This window comes from Domibacillus tundrae (assembly GCF_000970675.1).
Classification (GTDB): Bacteria; Bacillota; Bacilli; order Bacillales; family Domibacillaceae; genus Domibacillus; species Domibacillus tundrae.
The window spans coordinates 822,220-841,220 of the sequence record NZ_LAJA01000001.1; the positions used below are offsets into that span (position 1 = coordinate 822,220).

The window sequence follows — 19,001 nt, forward strand, 5'->3', positions numbered from 1 at the left end:
AATCGCTTTCAATATAAAAAAGCAAGGTGCATTTCTCATAATTATGTGGGATTTACAAAACCTTAACATTTTATTAAAACCTTATTAATACTCATCCTTTATTGTATTTAGTGTAGCGAATAACAAAAAAACAAACTTGCAGGGGGAAATGAAGAAATGAAACCAGTCAAAGTTCTCACGTTATCAGCACTAGTAGGATCGGCGCTCGTATTAGGCGCATGCGGCGGCAACGCTGATACAGGAACAAAAACAGAAGATGGCGCAGGAGATCAAGCTGGCGCAGGCGATGCACAGCTTCAAGGCGAAATCTCAATCGATGGTTCATCAACTGTTTATCCAATTGCTGAAGCAGTGGCAGAAGAGTTCATGCTTGAACAGCCCGATGTGAAAGTAACAGTTGGATTGTCTGGAACAGGCGGCGGCTTTGAGAAATTCATCGCTGGCGAAACACAATTGACCAATGCATCACGCCCGATCAAAGATGAAGAAGCAAAAGCTCTTGCAGACGCGGGTATTGAATATACTGAACTGGAACTTGCTTATGACGGATTATCCGTTGTTGTAAATAAAGACAATGACTGGGTTGACCAGTTAACAGTAGATGAATTGAAAAAGCTGTGGTTAGATAATGGTTCAACAAAAAAATGGTCAGACATTCGTGAAGGCTGGCCGGAAGAAGAAATTAAGTTTTATTCACCAGGAACGGATTCTGGAACATTTGATTATTTCGATGAAGTAATTCTTGACGGTGGTCAAATTGACAAATCAGCCACTCTTTCGGAAGACGATAATGTTCTTGTCCAAGGTGTGACAGGTGACGCCAATGCAATCGGGTACTTTGGTTACGCGTACTACCTTGAAAATAAAGACAATGTGAAAGTAGTGCCAATCGTAAACGAAGCAGGCGATGCAGTTGAACCAAATCACGAAACAATCGAAAGCGGTGAATACGCTCCACTTTCACGCCCATTGTTCACATATGTAAGCAATGCAGCATTCGCAGATGATGAAGCTGTTGCAGCTTATACGCAATTTACACTTGAAAATGCATCAGTTCTTGCGGAAGATGTTGGCTATGTTTCACTTCCAGAAGAAAAATACACAGAACAGCTTGAAACACTTGAAGGCTTAAAGTAATTACCACTGGATTAAAAAGCGGATAAAGATTAAAATATACACCAATAGGGGGCGATGCCCTCTATTGGTGTACGTGGGTTGAAAGGAGCAGGCGGGTTGAAAACAACAAATAAAGACCTTAGTCCGGTTCAGCAGCTGCTTGAAAAAAAATATAATGGCGGCTTTTTGAACAGAAGTGAAAAAGTTATTCCTGCGGTCTTGTTTATTATGGCTGCGGTCTCTGTCTTAACAACATTAGGGATTGTCTTAACATTAATTTTTGAAACAATTACGTTTTTCCGTGATGTATCGATTGTTGAATTTTTCACATCAACAGAGTGGTATCCATTCTCGAATACAGATCCTGTTTATGGTATTTGGCCGCTTGTATTGGGTACACTGAAAATCACGTTGATCGCTTCTGTTTTTGCTATCCCAATCGGCCTTGCTGTTGCGCTATACTTGAGTGAGTATGCAGGTACACGTACACGCAAAATTATGAAACCGATTCTTGAAGTGCTTGCTGGTGTTCCAACGATTGTATACGGATTTTTCGCCCTAACGTTCGTAACACCTGTTCTGCGCGAAGTATTTCCCTCATTGGAATTGTTTAATGCTATCAGTCCAGGGATCGTTGTGGGAATTATGATCATTCCAACGATTGTTTCGTTATCTGAAGATGCTCTTTCTTCTGTCCCAGAGCCTGTTCGCCACGGCGCGCTTGCACTGGGATCAACCAAATGGGAAACAGCTTCAAAAGTTATTTTTCCAGCTGCTCTATCCGGTATTCTTGCATCGATCGTTCTTGGCGTATCCCGTGCAATCGGTGAAACGATGATTGTATCCATTGCAGCAGGCTCAACGCCGTCTGCCGCGCTGGACTTAACGTCATCATTACAAACAATGACTTCCTACATCGTGCAGGTTACAACTGGAGATGCAGGATTTGGCACGACAATTTATTACAGTATTTATGCAGTCGGCTTTACATTGTTTGTATTCACTTTACTGATGAACATGCTCGCTCAGTTCATTTCGAAGCGTTTCAGGGAGGAATACTGATGGGAAATACAACTCGAGTTAAATCAGAAGAAATGATTGGTCGTATTGATGGCCGGCTTATGAAAAACAAAGTGATCAAAGGAATCTTTTTAGCTGCAACTGTGTTTACATCGATTATTTTGATCATATTGCTTTACCGTATTATTTCACAAGGTGCTCCTTATTTATCGTGGGACTTTTTCCAAAACTTTGCTTCACGCCGTCCGGAACAGGCAGGAATTAAAGCAGCTGTCGTCGGTACGCTTTGGATGATGAGTGTTGTTATTCCAACAGCGGCTATTCTCGGTGTCGGCACAGCCATTTATCTGGAGGAATACGCAAAGAAAAATGCGCTGACACGCTGGATTCAAATGAATATTTCAAACTTGGCTGGTGTGCCGTCTGTTGTGTTTGGTTTACTCGGACTGACGATTTTTGTCCGCGTTCTTGGATTTGGAAACAGTGTTTTGGCTGCCGGTTTTACAATGGCTTTGCTTGTTTTGCCTGTTGTTATCGTGGCATCTCAAGAAGCTATCCGTGCCGTTCCAAATGAATTAAAAGAAGCTTCATTTGGCCTTGGTGCGACAAAATGGCAGACAATATACCGTGTCGTACTTCCTTATGCGATTCCTGGTATTGCAACCGGGAGCATTTTAGCCTTTTCTCGCGCTATCGGGGAAACGGCTCCATTGATTGTTGTCGGGATCCCGACATTTGTAGCTTTTTTGCCGTCCGGGTACTTGGATTCATTTACAGCACTTCCGATGCAGATTTACAACTGGACAAGCCGGCCACAAGTTGATTTTCACAATCTTGCTGCTGCCGGGATTATCATCTTGCTCGGTGTGCTCATTTTAATGAATTCTATTGCCGTCTGGATTCGAAATCGTTACCAGGCGAGATAACGGACTTTTGGAAATAGTGATTGAAAATTTGGAGGTAATCTTACATGGCGTTAACTGCGGTAAACTCAACGAAAAATAATCAAACGGTACAACAGGAAGAAGTACTCGTTTACAATACAAAAAACTTGAATTTGTGGTATGGTGATCACCATGCGCTTAAAAATATTAACCTGGGCATTAAAGAAAAAGATGTAACGGCGATTATCGGCCCATCCGGCTGCGGAAAATCAACGTATATCAAGACATTAAATCGAATGATTGATCTTGTGCCAGGCGTTAAAACAAACGGGACAATTGAATATCGCGAGCGTGACATTTTCAGCAAAGACTTTCTTGTCGAAGAATTGCGCACGCGTGTCGGAATGGTTTTTCAAAAGCCAAATCCATTTCCGAAATCGATTTATGAAAACATCGCGTTCGGGTTGAAAATTCACGGTATTAAAAACAAACAAATCATTACTGAAACTGTTGAAAAGAGTTTGCGCGGCGCAGCATTGTGGGATGAAGTAAAAGACCGGATCCATGAACCTGCCTACGGCTTGTCAGGCGGACAACAGCAGCGTCTTTGTATTGCACGCTGCCTGGCTCTTGAGCCAGACGTCATTTTAATGGATGAACCAACGTCTGCACTTGACCCTGTTTCAACATTAAAGGTAGAAGAACTTATTCAAGAGCTCAAAGAAAAATATTCGATTATTATTGTGACACACAACATGCAGCAAGCTGCCCGGATTTCAGATAAAACGGCTTTCTTCTTAAATGGGGAAGTGGTGGAGTTTGATGCAACCGACACGATTTTCAACAGCCCTGCAGACAGCCGTACAGATGATTACATCTCAGGACGGTTTGGATAATGAAAAAGAAGCCGGCGCAATTGCGCCGGCTTTTATTATGGAACGGTTATTTGGTTAACACTTCTGCGATCTCTTGCTGGGTCATCCCATTCTGAAAAGTAAACGATCCAACCTGCAGCTTGTCTGCATATCCGTTTTCTATTAAATATTGATTAAAAGAGGATTCGTCTTCAAGGATACCTGATTGTTTTAGTTTAGCCGCTGCTTCATTGGAAGAACTGCCCTGTTCGATCAAAACTGTCACAGACTCAGTGGCAGGTTCTTCCGTTTGATTTTGCGCTTCATTACTTTCTATCGGGGCAGCTGCCTGCTGTGAGGCCTCTTTGGAATCTACTTTTTGAACGGTGTAATTTTCTTCTGTTAACACTTGAATCATTTCTTCCGTTGATAATTCAGCGGGCTTATTTGTTTCAGTTTCATTAAAGATAAAGAGGGAAGCCGAGGCAGCCAGCAGACCAAAACCGAAGGAGCGAATGGATTGTTTTTTCATTTTTGATTCTCCATTCGCTTTCTCGCAGCCAGAATAGTTTTCACTTGATCTATCGAAAGAGAAGATTGACTCGCAATTTGCAGAAGTGATGTTCCTTGCTGATAAAGGGCGATTACTTGGCTTTGAATAATTTCATTTACCATGACCGGTTTTCTCACCGTTATAGAAGGAGCATCCCCAATAAGTAGTTCTTCCTCAAGCACTTTTAGTTTTTTATTGAATTGATAATGTTCCTGCAGCATTTTCATTGACAGCTCTTCAAGTTCTTTTTCAAGATGCCGTTGTTTATCTTGTATAAAAAACGACAATAAAATAAAGAAGGCACCGGCACATGCCAATCCGATTATAAGTCCGTTCATACAAAATCTCCTTTCATCCTTCTTTTGTTATTGTATCATATCAGGCAGTCGAGGAGAGCGGTGCGCTGGTGATTGCCGCATACTATTGAACATGATACCATAATGGTATAATCAGTTTAGGAAAACTGCCGGACCGGGGTGATACATATTGATTGAAGAAATTGTCAGGCTGAAAAGCCAAAATTTTTCATGGGAGCAAATTGCGTTAAAACTTTCGATTCCAAAACAGCAAGTAAAACAAAAATGGCGTCGTTTTATGACGAAAAAAATGAAACTGGACGTGGAAAATGAACTTCATACCGTTTTTTTATCAAAAGAACGTCTTTATTGTAAATGGCACATTCATCCTCTGCTGTTAAAAGCGGCCTTTTATTGTGAGAAGCCGTTAAATACAGAGGTGCTCGATCTCCGTATTTTTGATGTAACAGATATTTATTTTAATGGAACGAATGCTCATTCCGTTACATGTATAAAAGTAAATATACAAGATCACTGTTGGACCATCAAAGGATTAAAACAAAATCGCTCTTATGTTTGTGAAATCGGCTATTTAACAAAAAATTATATATTTTGGCCGATTTTGCGGTCACATCCGGTTCATGCTTCATATGAACGAAATACAGATTATATATTTAAGCTAAGAGCAGCGGAAGAATTTTATCATCATCCTTTTAGTGGACCGAGTTGGATTGAGCATCCAGATTGCTTGCGATAAGGCTACAATAGGTGAAGGAGGTAAGGGAAAATGAAATTTTCTTTTTCAAATATTATGATGGTAGATCATCCCTTTCGGCCTCTTGCCCTGGCCGGGTCGACGATGGACAGTAAAGAAATAGTGGAAATGATGAACGTATATGGCTATTTGTTGGCAGCGGCAAACCGCGCGGAACCCGGCAAGCCAGTGACAGCTGTTGTTAATTTGTTTGCGTTAGGCTGGTTAAATGGCGTTCGCGGGAAAATGGCAGTCAACTCCTTTATTAACCACCATGCTAATCACATATCAGCTGATCTACTGCGTACGCATAATGGATCGTTCATTCAAGCATTTCGGGCATTGATTGCTGACGAAAAACTTCTGTTGCTGCCAGTATCGCTTAGTCATTTTCCATTAACTGCGTATACGATAAAAGGAGCGGCAGCGGAAGATTTAAAGCGGACTGCTGCTATATGGAAAGAATTATTTGGCACTCCACCGCCGTCTATCTGGCTTCCGCGTGGTGCCTACATGCCCGGAATGGATGAACTTCTTCAGCAAGAAGGCTGTCAATTTGTTTTTCTTCCTAATGATGCCTTCCCGCCTGATGAACAACATCATGTTCAATGGATGTCGCCACGCGGACTCGATATTTTTCCTTATCAGTATGAAGGTAAACAAAATGATAAAGAATCAACTGTCATTCTTTACTCGTTGACCGGAGATAATGCATGTCGACGATTTAAGGATATCGATGAAGAACGAGCACCAAAATTAGACATTTCTTCTGTCAAACGAATGATTCATTTTCCATTCGTGTACGAAAACATGAATAAGGGGCAAGCATTGATTACAGCTGAAGAAATTCAGCGCTGTGACCCTATTTTTTATTTAAAAGAAGAGTGGGATGAAAAATATGTGTCTGCCATTTTTGAGGCAGGAGGAGTCTTCGATCTTGAATGGACGTATTGTGTGTATGCCTCCATCTACGGGCTTGAGGAGGAATTAACAAGTGCTGTGGATTCGCTTCGATATTTACTTGACGGGGCACGTAAAGAATTTCCGGATTTAGATTATGCGCACCAGCGCATGCGGCTGCATTACGGGGTGACGATGCTGTCTAAGAAGCCTAGTGAAAGTGTGGAGGAAATGGAAGGGGCCATCCTACTGTTGACGTGGGAATATCCACCAAATATTGTTGGCGGAATGGCCCGTCATGTGCACGGTCTCGCTGAGTCGCTTGTTGCTTCTGGACGTGAAGTGATTGTGCTGACAGCTTCTCATCATGAAACACCTCAATATGAAGTTGTAAGCGGTGTTCATATTTATCGAACAGGTCCGCTTCATAAAGGCGAACATGACTTTTTAAAGCAAACGTCTGACTTAAATTTATGTCTCTTCCAAAAAGGAACAGAGCTGATTCGTGACTATGATATTGCTCTTATCCATACACATGATTGGCTGACAGGAGACGCCGCGGTTTTATTGGCTGAACAACAGCAACTGCCGCTTGTGTCTACGATCCATGCAACTGAGCATGGGCGTAATAATGGCTTGCATAATGAATTGCAGCATACGATCGCTTCAAAAGAAAAAGCGCTTATTGCGGCATCTGATACCGTGATTGTTTGCAGCCAGCCGATGAAAGAAGAATTACGGGTTTTTTACGAAGCTGGCGAGAAAGATATTTATGTTATTCCAAATGGTGTTGAGTTTGAAGCGAATGTCTCAACCCATACACGGTTTAGTCATATAAAGCCCTTTATTTTCTCGATTGGAAGAATGGTATTTGAAAAAGGTTTTCAAACATTTTTTAATATCCATTTAAAAGACTTGAAAAAAGAAAATATTCAGTTTATTATTGCGGGTAAGGGTCCTTTACTTGAAACATGGCGTGAAGAGGTCAAAAAACGTGGACTTGAAAATAAGATTCATTTTGTCGGATATGTCAGTGATGAAGAGAGGAAAGCGTTATTCCAAACATGTGAAGCAGCTGTGTTTCCAAGCTTGTACGAACCGTTTGGAATTGTAGCTCTTGAAGCGATGGCATTTCAAAAGCCCGTCATTGCAGCCGCAACAGGGGGATTAAAATCGTTTGTTTTGCATAAACAAACCGGTCTTTTATTCGAGCCTGGAAATGCGGAAGATTTATCAACAAAACTAGCTGCTATTCTTGATCAGCCTGACTATGCAAATGAACTTGGTATAAATGGGCATGAAATGGCAAAAGAGCTTTACAGCTGGAATCACATCAGTGCACAAACAGAAAAGGTATATGATCAAACCGTTTTCATCAAAAAAATGGAAGGGGTTCGCACATGATAGGCATCTTGCTTGCTGGGGGGCGGGGAAAGCGATTGCGCCCGATTACCGACCGCATACCAAAGCCAATGGTCCCTTTACTGAATAAACCTCTTTTGGATTACAACTTAAACGTTTTTAAAATGAATGGCATTTCTCGGGTCATCATGACAGTTTGCTACAAAAAGGAAATTATTCAGCAGCACGCAGGATTTGGACAGCAAAATGGACTGGACATTCAATATATTGAAGAACATAAGCCGCTCGGTACGGCAGGAAGTTTATTTGCTTCAAGTGGATTGTTCAAAGAAACATTGGCAGTTTTAAGCGGGGATGCATTGACAAATGTACCGCTTCGTCATGTGTATGATTTTCATAAGGAGAAAGGGGCGCGTATTACAATTGTCACAGCGATGGCTGAGCGCCCTGAACAATTTGGTGTTTGTTTGACTGATCAAAAAGGCAGACTGTTGTCGCTTTTAGAAAAACCTTCTGAGGCTCATTTGTGGACAAATCAGGTGAGCACAGGCATTTATTTAATTGAACCATCTCTTTTTGAAGAATATGTTTTTCAAGGAGAAGTAGATTTTGCGAAAGATGTTTTTCCGGCACTTCTTGCCAATCAGGAACCGATTTATGTATATGAAACAAATGCGTACTGGCAGGATATTGGCACGCATCGCGCATATAAGCTGGCTGAAAAGCGGCTGAAGCGAGGAATCCCTGGAATTACAAGCCGATTGACGCCATTTTATCCGTTGTCTAACACATTTTCTGCTTCTGTTTTGCAAGAAAAAAGCGGGCATTTGGAGCGGCCGGATTCTTATTCGTCAATGTTGAAAAAACAGGCTGGTATTTCTGACGAAAAGGTGCTATTATAGTAAAGTCGCAAATGACTTGAAAATAAGCGAGACAAGTTTGGAGGGAAAAACATGCGTGTAAACATTACATTAGCTTGCACTGAGAGCGGTGACCGTAACTATGCTACAACTAAAAACAAACGTAACAACCCGGATCGTCTCGAGTTGAAAAAATACAGCCCGCGATTGAAAAAAGTGACAGTGCACCGCGAAACGAAGTAAGCAGCAGGAGACTTTCCTGCTGTTTTTTCTGTTGAGGAGGAGCAAATGGACAAAAAAGAAATGAGGAAAATGATCAAGCAGCGGCTTGCTGCAATGGATCGGCCGGTATATGAGCAAAAAAGTTTCGATATAGCTGCAAAAATGTATGCGCTTGCGGAATGGAAACATGCCAAAACGATTGCCATTACAGTTTCAGCTGACTTTGAAGTAGATACATGGCAGCTGATTCGCTTCGCTTGGCTGACTGGCAAAATTGTTTGTGTGCCAAAATGCAGCCCGGACACCAAGAGCATGCAGTTTTACCAATTAGAGAAGTTCTCGGATCTCGAAAAAGTTTATGCGGATCTTTATGAGCCAAATCCTGAAAAAGCAACACCCATTTTTTCGAATCAATTAGATTTAGTCGTAGTACCTGGACTTCTTTTTGATCAAAAAGGATTTCGAATTGGTTTTGGCGGAGGTTACTATGATCGCTTTTTATCTTCGTATGAAGGGCAAACAATTTCGTTGGCATTTTCCATTCAATTGCTTGAGACACTTCCGGTTGAAAAGTACGATTTGCCTGTTCAGAAAATTGTGACGGATGAAGAAATCATCATTTGCTAAAAACTGTCCTTCTTTCTTTACCGTCCGAATTAGTTCCGTTATAGTGGTATCAACAGGATGGACGAAAGTAGTGATGAAATGACAACGCAAATAGATGTGATTTTTTGGCGGCTGGCTTATTTTCTCGTAGTGGAACAGGAGTATACGCTAGTCAGACTGAGCCAGGATCGAAGTGAAATACTGCTTGAGAATCGTTCGATCAAAGAAGCGGCCATTATCAGGCTGTCCCGGCAAAATCTTGGATGGGCAGCCGGTCTCAGACGGGATATTGAGAAAACACTATGGATCGGCGAACGACTTCGAAAGCAAATAGGGACAAGAAAACTCACTATGTTAAATATCATTGTGTCTCCCAATAAACCGGTTGATGAATTTTCACAATTCATCAGACCAGCTGAAAGTGGGAAAACAAAAGCATCAACGTTGCTGTTTACCGAAGATGAAGTAACAGGGCCGCTTCAAGAGCTGGAAGCCATTTTATCGCCGGTTCCGGAACTGAGAGATTTTGATGGGGCGGAAGACGAAGCAACGGCATATGAGCGGGCAGTATTATCACATGAAGTAAAGAGAAAAGAAGAAGAAAAGCGGTTTTTTCATTATGGGAAGCCTTTTTTCACCTATGCTTTTACCGCCGTTAACATCATCATGTTTTTAGTTATGACACTTGCTGGTGGAAGTACCAATACAGAAGTGCTCATCCAATTTGGTGCAAAGTTTAATCTACTCATTTTAGAAGGAGAATGGTGGCGCTTTGTTACACCTATGTTTTTGCATATTGGGCTGCTGCACCTTTTAATGAACTCATTGGCTTTATATTATTTAGGAATAGCGGTTGAGCAAATATATGGCCGATTACGGTTTCTCTGGATTTATCTATTTTCTGGTTTCACAGGAAGCTTGCTAAGCTTTTTGCTGACGCCAAATTTATCTGCGGGCGCAAGCGGTGCTATTTTTGGTTTGTTTGGTGCTCTTCTTTATTTTGGTGTCACGAAACCAAAGCTATTCTTTCGGACAATGGGAATGAATGTGCTCGGCGTCATTGGTATTAATCTTGTTTTTGGATTTACCATACCCGGAATCGATAATGCGGGCCATATTGGTGGCTTGATTGGCGGGTTTTTAGCGACGGGCATTGTTCACTTTCCAAAAAAGCGGCGTCGGCTTCAGCAAATGGCGTTTTCAGCAGTGGCGTTGGCCTCAGTCGGCGCTGGTTTGTTTTTTGGATTTCAGCATGGATATGCAGCGGTTGATGCTCAATCAATTAACATACGAGCAGCGGAAGAACTTGATGCTGGAAATGAGCAGGAAGCAGAACGTATTTTATCAAACTTTATCAAAAATGACGGCAAACCTTCTGCTGAAACGTATTTTTATCTGGGTTTTATTGAAGTGGGTGATGGACGCCTGACACAAGCAGAAAAACACTTTAAGCAAGCGGTCGCTTTGCGAAACGATTTTCATGAAGCACATTACAATTTAGCACTTATTTATTCCGAACAAGGCAATCGGAACGAAGCTGCAAAATCTGCGGCAGCAGCGGTGAAGTATGCACCAGATGAGCAAGTGTACAAAGATCTTGCCGGTAAATTGACCAATGAATAAAAGCAGGGTGAAAATATGAGAACAATTTTTGATGTTCAGCAGCTGCTAAAACGCTACGGTGTGTTTGTGTATATCGGCAACCGGGTGGCGGATTTGCAGTTGATGGAGCTGGAGCTAAAAGAGCTGTACCGGTCCCAGCTAGTGGAATCGAAAGAATACCAAATGGCGCTGCTTTTATTGCGCCAGCAGATTGTAATTGAAAAAGAGAAAGAACAGGAGAAGTGATTATGGCAGAAAAACGGCTTGCTGCTTTTGACATTGGCGGAACATCTATTAAAATGGCTTTTTTAACGACAGAAGGGGACATTATTCGCAAGTGGTCTATTCCGACTGATCGGTCAGATAGTGGCGCTCGTATTGTTGGTGACATCGCCCGCTCTTTTTACGCAGAATTAGCGGCAGATGGGCTGACTACTGTAGACGTTTTGGCAGCGGGTGTCGGCGCTCCGGGTCCTGCTGATCCGGTAGAAGGGACAATTTCGGGGGCTGTTAACATTGGCTGGCCGAATGGATATCCATTAAAGAAATTGCTTGAAGAAGCTATTGAACTGCCTGTCTTTATTGAAAATGATGCAAACTGTGCGGCACTTGGTGAGATGTGGCGGGGCGCAGGAAGCGGTACAGGAGACGTTGTATGTGTGACGCTTGGCACAGGGGTTGGCGGCGGCGTGGTATCAAAAGGAATGATTATCACAGGCGTTAACGGGGCAGCAGGAGAAATTGGTCATATAACCGTTGAGCCGGAAAATGGATTCCTTTGTAATTGCGGCAAGCACGGCTGCCTTGAAACGGTTGCTTCGGCTACGGGAATTGTTAACTTGTACAAACAAGAAGGAAAAGAGGCCCCAGATGCCCGAACCGTATTCGAACAAGCTGCAGCGGGTGATGAAGCAGCAAAACGTGTTATTGATCGCTGTGCCTTTTATTTAGGTCTTGCGATTGGCAATATTGCTAACATTGTAAACCCGGCTAAAATTGTTTTAGGCGGCGGTGTATCAGAGGCGGGAGCTGCTTTATTAACACCGCTGGAAGGGTATGTTAGACAGTATACATTCCCGCGTGCAATGGATGTGCTGTCAATAGAAAAAGCACAGCTTGGTAATGATGCCGGTGTGATCGGTGCGGCCTACTTGGCAAAAGTCATGACGGTTTAACATGGAAAGAGACTGTCCCATGGTTTGGGGGCAGCCTCTTTTTTTTATGAAACTTTTTTGTTTTTTATACGTATGATTGAACAAGCGGAATCGTCATGAAACTATTATATAGAGCTATTTTGGCATTCTGTTTGATTTTTTGTAAAAAAAGTATTAAGATTGGAAAAGGCAATTTACAAAAGGTTAAAAATTTTTAACCCCTGAACGGTTTTGTTACAGATGTAACGAGGAGGCTGGAAAAATGACAAGAACAATACGCAGCAACATTTCGCTTATTGCTGTCGCTGTTTTGTTCTTATGGATGAAAACATATATCGTCTATAAAACAAGCTTTAACATGGATATTGAAAACACGCTGCAAGAATTTATTTTACTGATTAACCCGCTCAGCTTTATTATGCTGGCAATGGGTGTCGGATTTTTCTTTAAAAGCGATAAAACACGTAATCGTTACCTACTGGGTATGAGCTTTTTCTTGAGTTTCCTGCTGTTTGCCAATGTTGTCTTTTACCGCTTTTTCAACGATTTTATTACGATGCCGCTTTTATTTCAAACGAGTAACTTTGCCGATCTTGGCAATAGTGTAACAGAAGAGTTTAACGTAGCTGACATTTTGTATTTTGCAGATGTCATTATTTTATTTCTTCTGCTTAAATTTAAACCATCGTTTGTGAAATTTCGCCCAATGTCAAAAATGAATCGCCGTGCTTACTTTTTGTCAGCTGCTGCGATTATGTTTTTAAATCTTGGATTGGCGGAAATTGAACGGCCCCAGTTGTTAACAAGAACGTTTGACCGGGAAATGCTTGTGAAAAATATTGGTACATTTAACTATCATATTTATGACATTTTCCTTCAGTCTAAATCGTCCGCTCAGCGTGCACTGGCTGATAGCAGTGAATTAACAGAAATCGGAAACTTCTCTGATGCAAATTATGCAGCGCCAAACGATGAATTGTTCGGTGCCGCAAAAGGGAAAAATTTAATTATGGTATCTGTTGAATCAACACAGGCTTTTGTAATGAACAATAAAGTCAATGACCAGGAAATTACACCATTTTTAAATGATTTTGCGAAAGAAAGCTTAAACTTCACGAATTTCTATCATCAAACCGGACAAGGAAAAACGGCTGATGCTGAGTTTTTAACTGAAAACTCTCTTTATCCGCTGAGCCGTGGAGCAGTTTTCTTTACACATTCAGGCAATGAGTTTAATTCAATGGCTGAAAAGCTTAAAGAAAACGGCTATTTTCCAAATGCAATGCATGCTAATAACAAAAGCTTCTGGAACCGCGATATTATGTATGATGCGATCGGATATGAACGTTTTTATGATGTAAATGATTATGACGTTAATGAAGACAACAGTGTGAACTGGGGAATGAAAGATGAACCGTTTTTTGAACAGTCGGTGGGCTTAATGAAAGAAATGCCGCAGCCGTTCTATTCAAAAATGATCACATTAACGAATCATCATCCGTTTTATTATGATGAAGAAGATAAAATGATCGATGAATTTAATTCTAACAGCGGCACGTTAAACCGCTATTTCGTCACTGTCCGTTATACGGATGAAGCATTGAAAACCTTTGTAGAAGATTTAAAAGAAGCAGGTCTGTATGAAAACTCTGTCATTGTCCTGTACGGTGACCATTACGGTATTTCTGAGAATCATAATGAAGCGATGGCTCAATACCTTGGCAAGGAAGTAACGCCTTACGTATCAGCAGAGCTTCAAAAAGTACCATTTCTGATTCATATTCCAGGTGTGGATGGACAAGAAATCTCAACGGTAGGCGGACAAGTAGATGTACGCCCAACGCTATTGCACCTTCTTGGAATCGACACGAAGGGTGACATCCAGTTTGGACAAGATTTGCTGTCTGAAGACCATGAAAACTTCACAGCATTCCGTGACGGCCGTTTTGTCACTGAGGATTACGTATATGCCGGCGATGCATGCTGGGATAAAGCAACAGGTGAACAAACAGATGCAACCTACTGTGCACCTTATATCGAAAAAGCTGCAACAGAATTAAATTATTCGGATCGGGTGATCTATGGCGATTTGCTTCGCTTCTATGATCCGGATTCTGCGATAAAAGAACAATAAAAACTGCCTTTCGAGGCAGTTTTTTTCCATGAAAAAAGCACCCGATCAAAGTCAGGTGCTTTTTTTAATGGGCTGCTGGATAGCCATGATTTAAAATGGTCATGATTGTGAACCAGCCGATAACACCAGCTGTACCAAGTCCAAAGAAAATACCGAGCGGGTTTTTGTTTTTCAACGCACTGATTGTGCTGAATACTGCAAGAATGGCAATAAGCGCAAAAATGATTGTTAAACCGTTCATCGTACCAAACCCCTTTCTATAATGAATCAATAAAAAGAACTATGTAATTGCAAAACACACCCCTATTGTATAAGTTTTTTTAGTATTTGTCGAGAGTGAAAACGGATAATTCTTTTATCAGCGGTGATTTCCTGTTACGATACAAAAGGATAATGAGAAAGGTGGAGATCATATGGATTGGACTCAATTGCCGCTTGGCCCGCTGCAAACTAATTGCTACGTGCTTTCCCACGAGTCTAAATGTATTATTTTTGATCCGGGGTCAGAGGGAGATCAGCTCGTTAGCTGGCTGCAAGAAAATAAATTGGAGCCATTGGCTATCTTGCTGACACATGCTCACTTTGACCATATTGGCGCTGTCGGTTCGCTTAAACAAACGTTCAACATTCCTGTCTACCTTCATAAGGAAGAAGAAGCATGGCTTGAGAATCCAAAGCTGAACGGTTCAAGCCGTTTTGGCATGGGGGTCATTACCGCTCCTTCGGCAGATGTCCTCATTGACAAGGAAAAAGAGCTCACTGTTGGCTCGTTCACGTTTAAACTGCTGCATACGCCCGGCCATTCGCCAGGAAGCGTTTCATATTATTTTGAAGAAGGCGGCGCCTTATTTGCAGGGGATACACTGTTCATGGGCAGCATCGGGCGTACAGACCTTGCTGGTGGCAATCACCAGGTCTTGATTGACAGTATCAATGAAAAAATTATGTCCCTGCCTGAAGAAACGATTGTGCTCCCTGGACATGGACCAGCAACGTCCATTATTACAGAAATGGACAGCAATCCATTTTTAAACGGATTTTAAAAAAAGGGAACGCCGCCATGGTGTTCTCTTTTTTATGTTACCCTGTATATTTCATGACTTGCTTCTTTTTTGTTAAGCTTCTTAGTTTTTCAGGATTATATCCAACAACAATTGCTTCTCCATCCGTTAAGATCGGGCGGCGCAACAATTTGGGCTCTTGAATAAGCAAGTCGATCACATCGGATAACAACATATCATCTACGTTAAGATTTAATGATTTAAACGTGCTGCTGCGCGTAGCAAGCAGTTCGTCAAGCCCTTCTGATGTCAAGGACAACAAGGTAAGCAGTTCTTGACGTGAGGGTGTTTCACGAAAAAGGTGACGCTCCTGAACATCAATTGAATGGGCAGACAGCCATTTTTTCGTCTTTCGGCATGATGTACAGCTTGGGTACGTAAAAAAAGTAACAGTAGACATTGAATAGTCCCCCTTTTTTCTTCTTGAATATATTGTACAATACTTATACAATAATTGTACATTTTTTTATTCTGCGAATTGTGTCTTTTTTCTTAACAAGCGAAAAAGTATGACTTTATCATTTTTCTCCATAAGATTATTGCTTATAATAGATAAAAACTGACGGGGTAATAAAAATGAACACCATTTTAAAAGTAAGCGGTGCACTTGCAGATGGGATACGCTATTCAATTTATGACTATATTTTAAAAGGACATGCAAATGTGACCGTGCAAGACGCAGCAGCTGAATTTAACATACATCCAAACGTGGCGCGCCTTCATTTAACAAAGCTTGAGGATGCAAATTTAATCGCTTCTTTTTTGCATAAAACGGGAAAAGGCGGGTGTCCGGGCAAAGTATACAAGCTGGCAGCTCGTGTTGGATATGCGCCGCAAATGGAAGAAATAGAAGGAAAGCCAAATGTCCAATTTGTCATTTGCAATTGCCCATTTAAACAATTGCTATATGAAAAAGCGGCGATAACCTGCCGGATTCATAAAGCTTTTTTGCAAGGAGTGATGCAGGCGCTTGTTCGGGGAAATGGAGCTCTATCAAAAAACGACGATGCTTGATGGCTGCGGGGATTGCACGTATTAAGCAGTCGTCACAAACTGATGGAAAGAAACGTTTACAATTCCATATGTATTCCTTTATAATATGTTATTGATGGAGTAAGTCCATAAAGGGGGGATACATAATGGATCGAATGTTTCGTGTAATGGCATTCTGGACTGCGATTTTTGCTTTGATGTTTTATCTCGGGCACATGAATATTACCGCACTGCTTTTCCTCGGTCAAACTGGATTTTTCTTGTTATTAGGGTATTTACGTCTTTCTGAGCGCATGTACATTTATGTTTTTGGCGCATACTTGACCGTTTTCTTTGCAGGGTTTACATATTGGTCAACGTTCATGATGACGCCAGGAAGCGGCGGACATTAATGTCACCCGAAGCCTTTAAAGCAAATATTTGCTTTAAAGGCTTTTTTTGTTAAAGTTTTGTAAATGCCCTCAAAAAGTAATGAAATATTCAGACTTTTGTAGTATGCTCAAAAAAAGAAAGAAGGTGATGATTTGCAAGTCGAACAAAAAATTGCACAAATGCTTGCTGCAGCTGTCAGTATGCAGGCAACGGATATTCATTTAACACCGAAAACAAATGGCTATTTGATAAAAATGCGTGCTGGTGGGGAGCTGTCTAAAAGCGATTCATTTTCTATTCGTGAAGGGGAAAGGCTTATCGCGTATTTAAAGTTTACTGCATCAATGGATATTGGTGAAAAACGAAAACCCCAAAGCGGCTCTTTTCGGCAAATGATTAACGGGCTCCCGTTATCACTGCGAATTTCGACACTTCCTGCTGTTCCTCACAAAGAAAGCCTCGTCATCCGTATATTGTCTCAAAAACACGTCCCACATCTTTCAGAACTGACATTATTTCCATATACAGCAACGAAACTGACTTCCTTATTAAACCATTCACATGGTCTTATCCTGCTTAGCGGTCCGACCGGAAGTGGAAAATCAACTACGCTTTACTCCATGATTCAGCATTGTGCAGCCACTCTAAACAAACACGTTATTACACTTGAAGACCCCGTTGAAAAACAACAAGATTCATTCGTGCAAATACAAGTAAATGAAAAAGCAGGCATTACGTATTCAACCGGCTTAAAAGCGATTTTGCGTCATGACCCTGATGTAATTATGGTTGGAGAAATACGGGATGAAGAAACAGCCCGAGCCGCTGTAAAAAGTGCTCTCACAGGTCATTTAGTCCTGTCGACAATCCATGCCCGTGACGCTGCCGGCGTAATTGAAAGGTTAATAGAGCTGGGCGTTTCGCGTCATGAAATCACTCAAACAATGACCGGTATAACCGCTCAGCGGCTCGTTCGCATCCTTTGCCCGGAATGTGGAACTTCTTGCGGAGATGAGTGCACGCAGGAAATACGACAGGCCATTGTTTGTGAAATGCTGTCTGGACAGGCGCTAAAGGAGGTGACAAACGGCGAAACATTATCAGCTTACAAGAGGTTAAAAGATGAATTGCGAAAGGGGATGGCGTATGGATTCATCGCGCATGAAGAGTGGGCTCGCTGGCATTTTGGCGAAGCGGATGTCAGCGAAAAATGGCGCTGATTTCATTATGAGGCTCGGTGAAATGATGATGAAAGGATTTACGATTGGTGATGCAGTTGATTTTTTAATGATGAACATTTCAGGCATAAATAAAAAACAAATAGCGGTGATTCGAAAATCGCTTCAAGATGGAACGCCGCTTCATGAAATATTGCCGATTTTGAATGTTCCTTCGCTTATATGCCTGCAAGTTTTCTTTGCTGAACAACATGGAAATGTTCAAGAAACACTCGTTCACGCAGGAACACAGTGGAGAAAATCAGAACAATCGAAAGAAAAGCTCATCAGGCTTTTACAATATCCCGTTTTTTTACTCGCGTTACTTGTCATTTTATTAACGGTCTTAAACACATTTGTCCTTCCTCAGTTCCGCGACCTGCATGCTTCAATGGGCTACGAGCCTGAGGGGGTAATTGCTCTTCTACTCTTTTTTCTTCAATGGGCTCCGCCAGCAGTTCTTCTTATTGTACCCACACTGACAGGTATCTGCCTGTTTCTATTTGCTCGCTACAAGCTGCTTTCACCGCATAAGAAAGCAGATATGCTGTCAAAACTTCCATATATTCGAACGTTTTTTCAACTTTATTTTACCCGGCTGTTTGCACGGGAAGCGGCTCAGCTATTAAATAGCGGATTTGCGGTTAATGAGCTGCTGCATGTGTTTGAAGAGCAAACTATTTATCCGATGCTTCGTGCGGTGTCAAAAAAAATAAATGGTCAATTAATCATGGGAGAAACATTACAAGAAGCGATTTCCAGCATCCCTTGGTTTGACCGAAAGCTGTCCGCTTTAATTGGTCATGGAGGCGCAAATGGGCGAATCGGTGAAGAATTGCTTCTCTACGCTGAATTTTGTGACCAGCTTGTTGAAGACAAAATCAAAAAATTGACTGGGATCATTCAGCCGGCTGTCTTTCTAATTATCGGTACGATTGTAATGGCTGTTTATTTATCGGTCATGCTTCCGATGTTTGAAATGATCGGATCCGTCTAATAAAGGAGGAAGAAAAGATGAAACAACTAGTAAAAAATGAACGA

The 19,001-nt window shown here is 41.6% G+C and carries 22 protein-coding genes; 18 read left to right on the forward strand and 4 right to left on the reverse strand.

From position 1 onward, the window contains the following. Window positions 1-156 precede the first annotated feature (156 nt). From VQ00_RS04140 to pstB, 4 genes are read left to right on the forward strand one after another with little or no spacing between them, the layout of a single operon-like run. Complete coding sequence (locus VQ00_RS04140; protein WP_046178794.1) at window positions 157-1,137, forward strand: PstS family phosphate ABC transporter substrate-binding protein; 981 nt, start codon at window positions 157-159, stop codon at window positions 1,135-1,137. A 54-nt stretch (window positions 1,138-1,191) separates the two neighbouring features. Then, window positions 1,192-2,178, forward strand: coding sequence for a phosphate ABC transporter permease subunit PstC (pstC, locus tag VQ00_RS04145; RefSeq protein ID WP_245618007.1), 987 nt, complete (start codon window positions 1,192-1,194; stop codon window positions 2,176-2,178). Further along, window positions 2,178-3,062: a phosphate ABC transporter permease PstA gene (gene pstA, locus VQ00_RS04150; protein ID WP_046178795.1), complete on the forward strand. Its 885-nt coding sequence runs from the start codon at window positions 2,178-2,180 to the stop codon at window positions 3,060-3,062. Before pstC ends, pstA begins: the two co-directional genes overlap by 1 nt. Before the next feature lie 44 nt (window positions 3,063-3,106). Beyond that, window positions 3,107-3,916 (forward strand): phosphate ABC transporter ATP-binding protein PstB, encoded by an 810-nt coding sequence (gene pstB, locus VQ00_RS04155; RefSeq protein WP_046178796.1) that lies wholly within the window; start codon window positions 3,107-3,109, stop codon window positions 3,914-3,916. Window positions 3,917-3,962: 46 nt separating this feature from the next. Here the strand turns inward: pstB and VQ00_RS04160 are convergent, their stop codons facing one another. Both VQ00_RS04160 and VQ00_RS04165 read right to left on the reverse strand, forming a co-directional pair. Next, entirely contained in the window at window positions 3,963-4,406 is a 444-nt protein-coding gene (locus tag VQ00_RS04160) for an endolytic transglycosylase MltG (RefSeq protein WP_046178797.1), read from the reverse strand. Continuing rightward, window positions 4,403-4,765: a helix-turn-helix domain-containing protein gene (locus VQ00_RS04165; protein WP_046178798.1), complete on the reverse strand. Its 363-nt coding sequence runs from the start codon at window positions 4,763-4,765 to the stop codon at window positions 4,403-4,405. The genes VQ00_RS04160 and VQ00_RS04165 overlap by 4 nt, the downstream gene beginning before the upstream one ends. 148 nt (window positions 4,766-4,913) lie before the next feature. On the opposite strand from VQ00_RS04165, the gene VQ00_RS04170 reads away from it, so the two are divergent. The 9 genes from VQ00_RS04170 (at window position 4,914) to VQ00_RS04210 (ending at window position 14,317) form a co-directional block, all read left to right on the forward strand. Beyond that, window positions 4,914-5,480 carry a DUF4912 domain-containing protein gene (locus VQ00_RS04170; RefSeq protein ID WP_046178799.1) on the forward strand — a complete coding sequence of 189 codons (567 nt, stop codon included), beginning with the start codon at window positions 4,914-4,916 and terminating at the stop codon, window positions 5,478-5,480. A 30-nt stretch (window positions 5,481-5,510) separates the two neighbouring features. Continuing rightward, window positions 5,511-7,781 (forward strand): glycosyltransferase, encoded by a 2,271-nt coding sequence (locus tag VQ00_RS17640; protein WP_052728315.1) that lies wholly within the window; start codon window positions 5,511-5,513, stop codon window positions 7,779-7,781. Beyond that, on the forward strand, window positions 7,778-8,641 hold the full coding sequence (locus tag VQ00_RS04180) for a nucleotidyltransferase family protein (protein WP_046178800.1): 864 nt from the start codon (window positions 7,778-7,780) through the stop codon (window positions 8,639-8,641). The genes VQ00_RS17640 and VQ00_RS04180 overlap by 4 nt, the downstream gene beginning before the upstream one ends. A gap of 51 nt (window positions 8,642-8,692) precedes the next feature. Beyond that, on the forward strand, window positions 8,693-8,842 hold the full coding sequence (gene rpmG, locus VQ00_RS04185) for a 50S ribosomal protein L33 (protein WP_046178801.1): 150 nt from the start codon (window positions 8,693-8,695) through the stop codon (window positions 8,840-8,842). Window positions 8,843-8,887: 45 nt separating this feature from the next. After that, window positions 8,888-9,448 (forward strand): 5-formyltetrahydrofolate cyclo-ligase, encoded by a 561-nt coding sequence (locus VQ00_RS04190; RefSeq protein ID WP_046178802.1) that lies wholly within the window; start codon window positions 8,888-8,890, stop codon window positions 9,446-9,448. A 57-nt stretch (window positions 9,449-9,505) separates the two neighbouring features. Next, a complete protein-coding gene (locus VQ00_RS04195) occupies window positions 9,506-11,050 on the forward strand; it encodes a rhomboid family intramembrane serine protease (RefSeq protein ID WP_052728316.1) in 1,545 nt (514 codons plus the stop codon). A 15-nt stretch (window positions 11,051-11,065) separates the two neighbouring features. Then, window positions 11,066-11,275: a YqgQ family protein gene (locus VQ00_RS04200; RefSeq protein ID WP_046178803.1), complete on the forward strand. Its 210-nt coding sequence runs from the start codon at window positions 11,066-11,068 to the stop codon at window positions 11,273-11,275. 2 nt (window positions 11,276-11,277) lie between these two features. Beyond that, complete coding sequence (locus tag VQ00_RS04205) at window positions 11,278-12,204, forward strand: ROK family glucokinase (RefSeq protein ID WP_046178804.1); 927 nt, start codon at window positions 11,278-11,280, stop codon at window positions 12,202-12,204. Window positions 12,205-12,445: 241 nt separating this feature from the next. Continuing rightward, window positions 12,446-14,317 carry an LTA synthase family protein gene (locus tag VQ00_RS04210; protein WP_046178805.1) on the forward strand — a complete coding sequence of 624 codons (1,872 nt, stop codon included), beginning with the start codon at window positions 12,446-12,448 and terminating at the stop codon, window positions 14,315-14,317. A gap of 64 nt (window positions 14,318-14,381) precedes the next feature. On the opposite strand, the gene VQ00_RS17970 is transcribed toward VQ00_RS04210, so the two are convergent. Next, on the reverse strand, window positions 14,382-14,558 hold the full coding sequence (locus tag VQ00_RS17970) for a DUF2759 domain-containing protein (RefSeq protein ID WP_046178806.1): 177 nt from the start codon (window positions 14,556-14,558) through the stop codon (window positions 14,382-14,384). A gap of 172 nt (window positions 14,559-14,730) precedes the next feature. Here VQ00_RS17970 and VQ00_RS04220 point away from each other — a divergent pair, with 172 nt between their 5' ends. Beyond that, on the forward strand, window positions 14,731-15,360 hold the full coding sequence (locus VQ00_RS04220) for an MBL fold metallo-hydrolase (protein ID WP_046178807.1): 630 nt from the start codon (window positions 14,731-14,733) through the stop codon (window positions 15,358-15,360). Between the two features lie 37 nt (window positions 15,361-15,397). Here the strand turns inward: VQ00_RS04220 and VQ00_RS04225 are convergent, their stop codons facing one another. Then, complete coding sequence (locus tag VQ00_RS04225) at window positions 15,398-15,778, reverse strand: Spx/MgsR family RNA polymerase-binding regulatory protein (protein WP_046178808.1); 381 nt, start codon at window positions 15,776-15,778, stop codon at window positions 15,398-15,400. Between the two features lie 176 nt (window positions 15,779-15,954). Here VQ00_RS04225 and VQ00_RS17645 point away from each other — a divergent pair, with 176 nt between their 5' ends. The 4 genes from VQ00_RS17645 (at window position 15,955) to comGB (ending at window position 18,957) form a co-directional block, all read left to right on the forward strand. Continuing rightward, window positions 15,955-16,392 (forward strand): helix-turn-helix domain-containing protein, encoded by a 438-nt coding sequence (locus VQ00_RS17645; RefSeq protein ID WP_052728317.1) that lies wholly within the window; start codon window positions 15,955-15,957, stop codon window positions 16,390-16,392. Window positions 16,393-16,517: 125 nt separating this feature from the next. Further along, a complete protein-coding gene (locus VQ00_RS04235; RefSeq protein WP_046178809.1) occupies window positions 16,518-16,763 on the forward strand; it encodes a DUF2626 domain-containing protein in 246 nt (81 codons plus the stop codon). A gap of 132 nt (window positions 16,764-16,895) precedes the next feature. Beyond that, window positions 16,896-17,963, forward strand: coding sequence for a competence type IV pilus ATPase ComGA (gene comGA / locus VQ00_RS04240; RefSeq protein ID WP_046178810.1), 1,068 nt, complete (start codon window positions 16,896-16,898; stop codon window positions 17,961-17,963). After that, window positions 17,866-18,957 (forward strand): competence type IV pilus assembly protein ComGB, encoded by a 1,092-nt coding sequence (gene comGB, locus VQ00_RS04245; RefSeq protein ID WP_082091455.1) that lies wholly within the window; start codon window positions 17,866-17,868, stop codon window positions 18,955-18,957. The genes comGA and comGB overlap by 98 nt, the downstream gene beginning before the upstream one ends. The last annotated feature ends 44 nt before the right edge of the window (window positions 18,958-19,001 follow it).

What these genes read in the sequence shown, in the direction of transcription:
- VQ00_RS04140 (WP_046178794.1), top strand. Translation starts at nt 157, where the DNA reads ATGAAACCAGTCAAAGTTCTCACGTTATCAGCACTAGTAGGATCGGCG.
- pstC (WP_245618007.1), top strand. Translation starts at nt 1,192, where the DNA reads ATGCCCTCTATTGGTGTACGTGGGTTGAAAGGAGCAGGCGGGTTGAAA.
- pstA (WP_046178795.1), top strand. Translation starts at nt 2,178, where the DNA reads ATGGGAAATACAACTCGAGTTAAATCAGAAGAAATGATTGGTCGTATT.
- pstB (WP_046178796.1), top strand. Translation starts at nt 3,107, where the DNA reads ATGGCGTTAACTGCGGTAAACTCAACGAAAAATAATCAAACGGTACAA.
- VQ00_RS04160 (WP_046178797.1), bottom strand. Translation starts at nt 4,406, where the DNA reads ATGAAAAAACAATCCATTCGCTCCTTCGGTTTTGGTCTGCTGGCTGCC.
- VQ00_RS04165 (WP_046178798.1), bottom strand. Translation starts at nt 4,765, where the DNA reads ATGAACGGACTTATAATCGGATTGGCATGTGCCGGTGCCTTCTTTATT.
- VQ00_RS17640 (WP_052728315.1), top strand. Translation starts at nt 5,511, where the DNA reads ATGAAATTTTCTTTTTCAAATATTATGATGGTAGATCATCCCTTTCGG.
- VQ00_RS04180 (WP_046178800.1), top strand. Translation starts at nt 7,778, where the DNA reads ATGATAGGCATCTTGCTTGCTGGGGGGCGGGGAAAGCGATTGCGCCCG.
- rpmG (WP_046178801.1), top strand. Translation starts at nt 8,693, where the DNA reads ATGCGTGTAAACATTACATTAGCTTGCACTGAGAGCGGTGACCGTAAC.
- VQ00_RS04190 (WP_046178802.1), top strand. Translation starts at nt 8,888, where the DNA reads ATGGACAAAAAAGAAATGAGGAAAATGATCAAGCAGCGGCTTGCTGCA.
- VQ00_RS04195 (WP_052728316.1), top strand. Translation starts at nt 9,506, where the DNA reads ATGGACGAAAGTAGTGATGAAATGACAACGCAAATAGATGTGATTTTT.
- VQ00_RS04200 (WP_046178803.1), top strand. Translation starts at nt 11,066, where the DNA reads ATGAGAACAATTTTTGATGTTCAGCAGCTGCTAAAACGCTACGGTGTG.
- VQ00_RS04205 (WP_046178804.1), top strand. Translation starts at nt 11,278, where the DNA reads ATGGCAGAAAAACGGCTTGCTGCTTTTGACATTGGCGGAACATCTATT.
- VQ00_RS04210 (WP_046178805.1), top strand. Translation starts at nt 12,446, where the DNA reads ATGACAAGAACAATACGCAGCAACATTTCGCTTATTGCTGTCGCTGTT.
- VQ00_RS17970 (WP_046178806.1), bottom strand. Translation starts at nt 14,558, where the DNA reads ATGAACGGTTTAACAATCATTTTTGCGCTTATTGCCATTCTTGCAGTA.
- VQ00_RS04220 (WP_046178807.1), top strand. Translation starts at nt 14,731, where the DNA reads ATGGATTGGACTCAATTGCCGCTTGGCCCGCTGCAAACTAATTGCTAC.
- VQ00_RS04225 (WP_046178808.1), bottom strand. Translation starts at nt 15,778, where the DNA reads ATGTCTACTGTTACTTTTTTTACGTACCCAAGCTGTACATCATGCCGA.
- VQ00_RS17645 (WP_052728317.1), top strand. Translation starts at nt 15,955, where the DNA reads ATGAACACCATTTTAAAAGTAAGCGGTGCACTTGCAGATGGGATACGC.
- VQ00_RS04235 (WP_046178809.1), top strand. Translation starts at nt 16,518, where the DNA reads ATGGATCGAATGTTTCGTGTAATGGCATTCTGGACTGCGATTTTTGCT.
- comGB (WP_082091455.1), top strand. Translation starts at nt 17,866, where the DNA reads ATGAATTGCGAAAGGGGATGGCGTATGGATTCATCGCGCATGAAGAGT.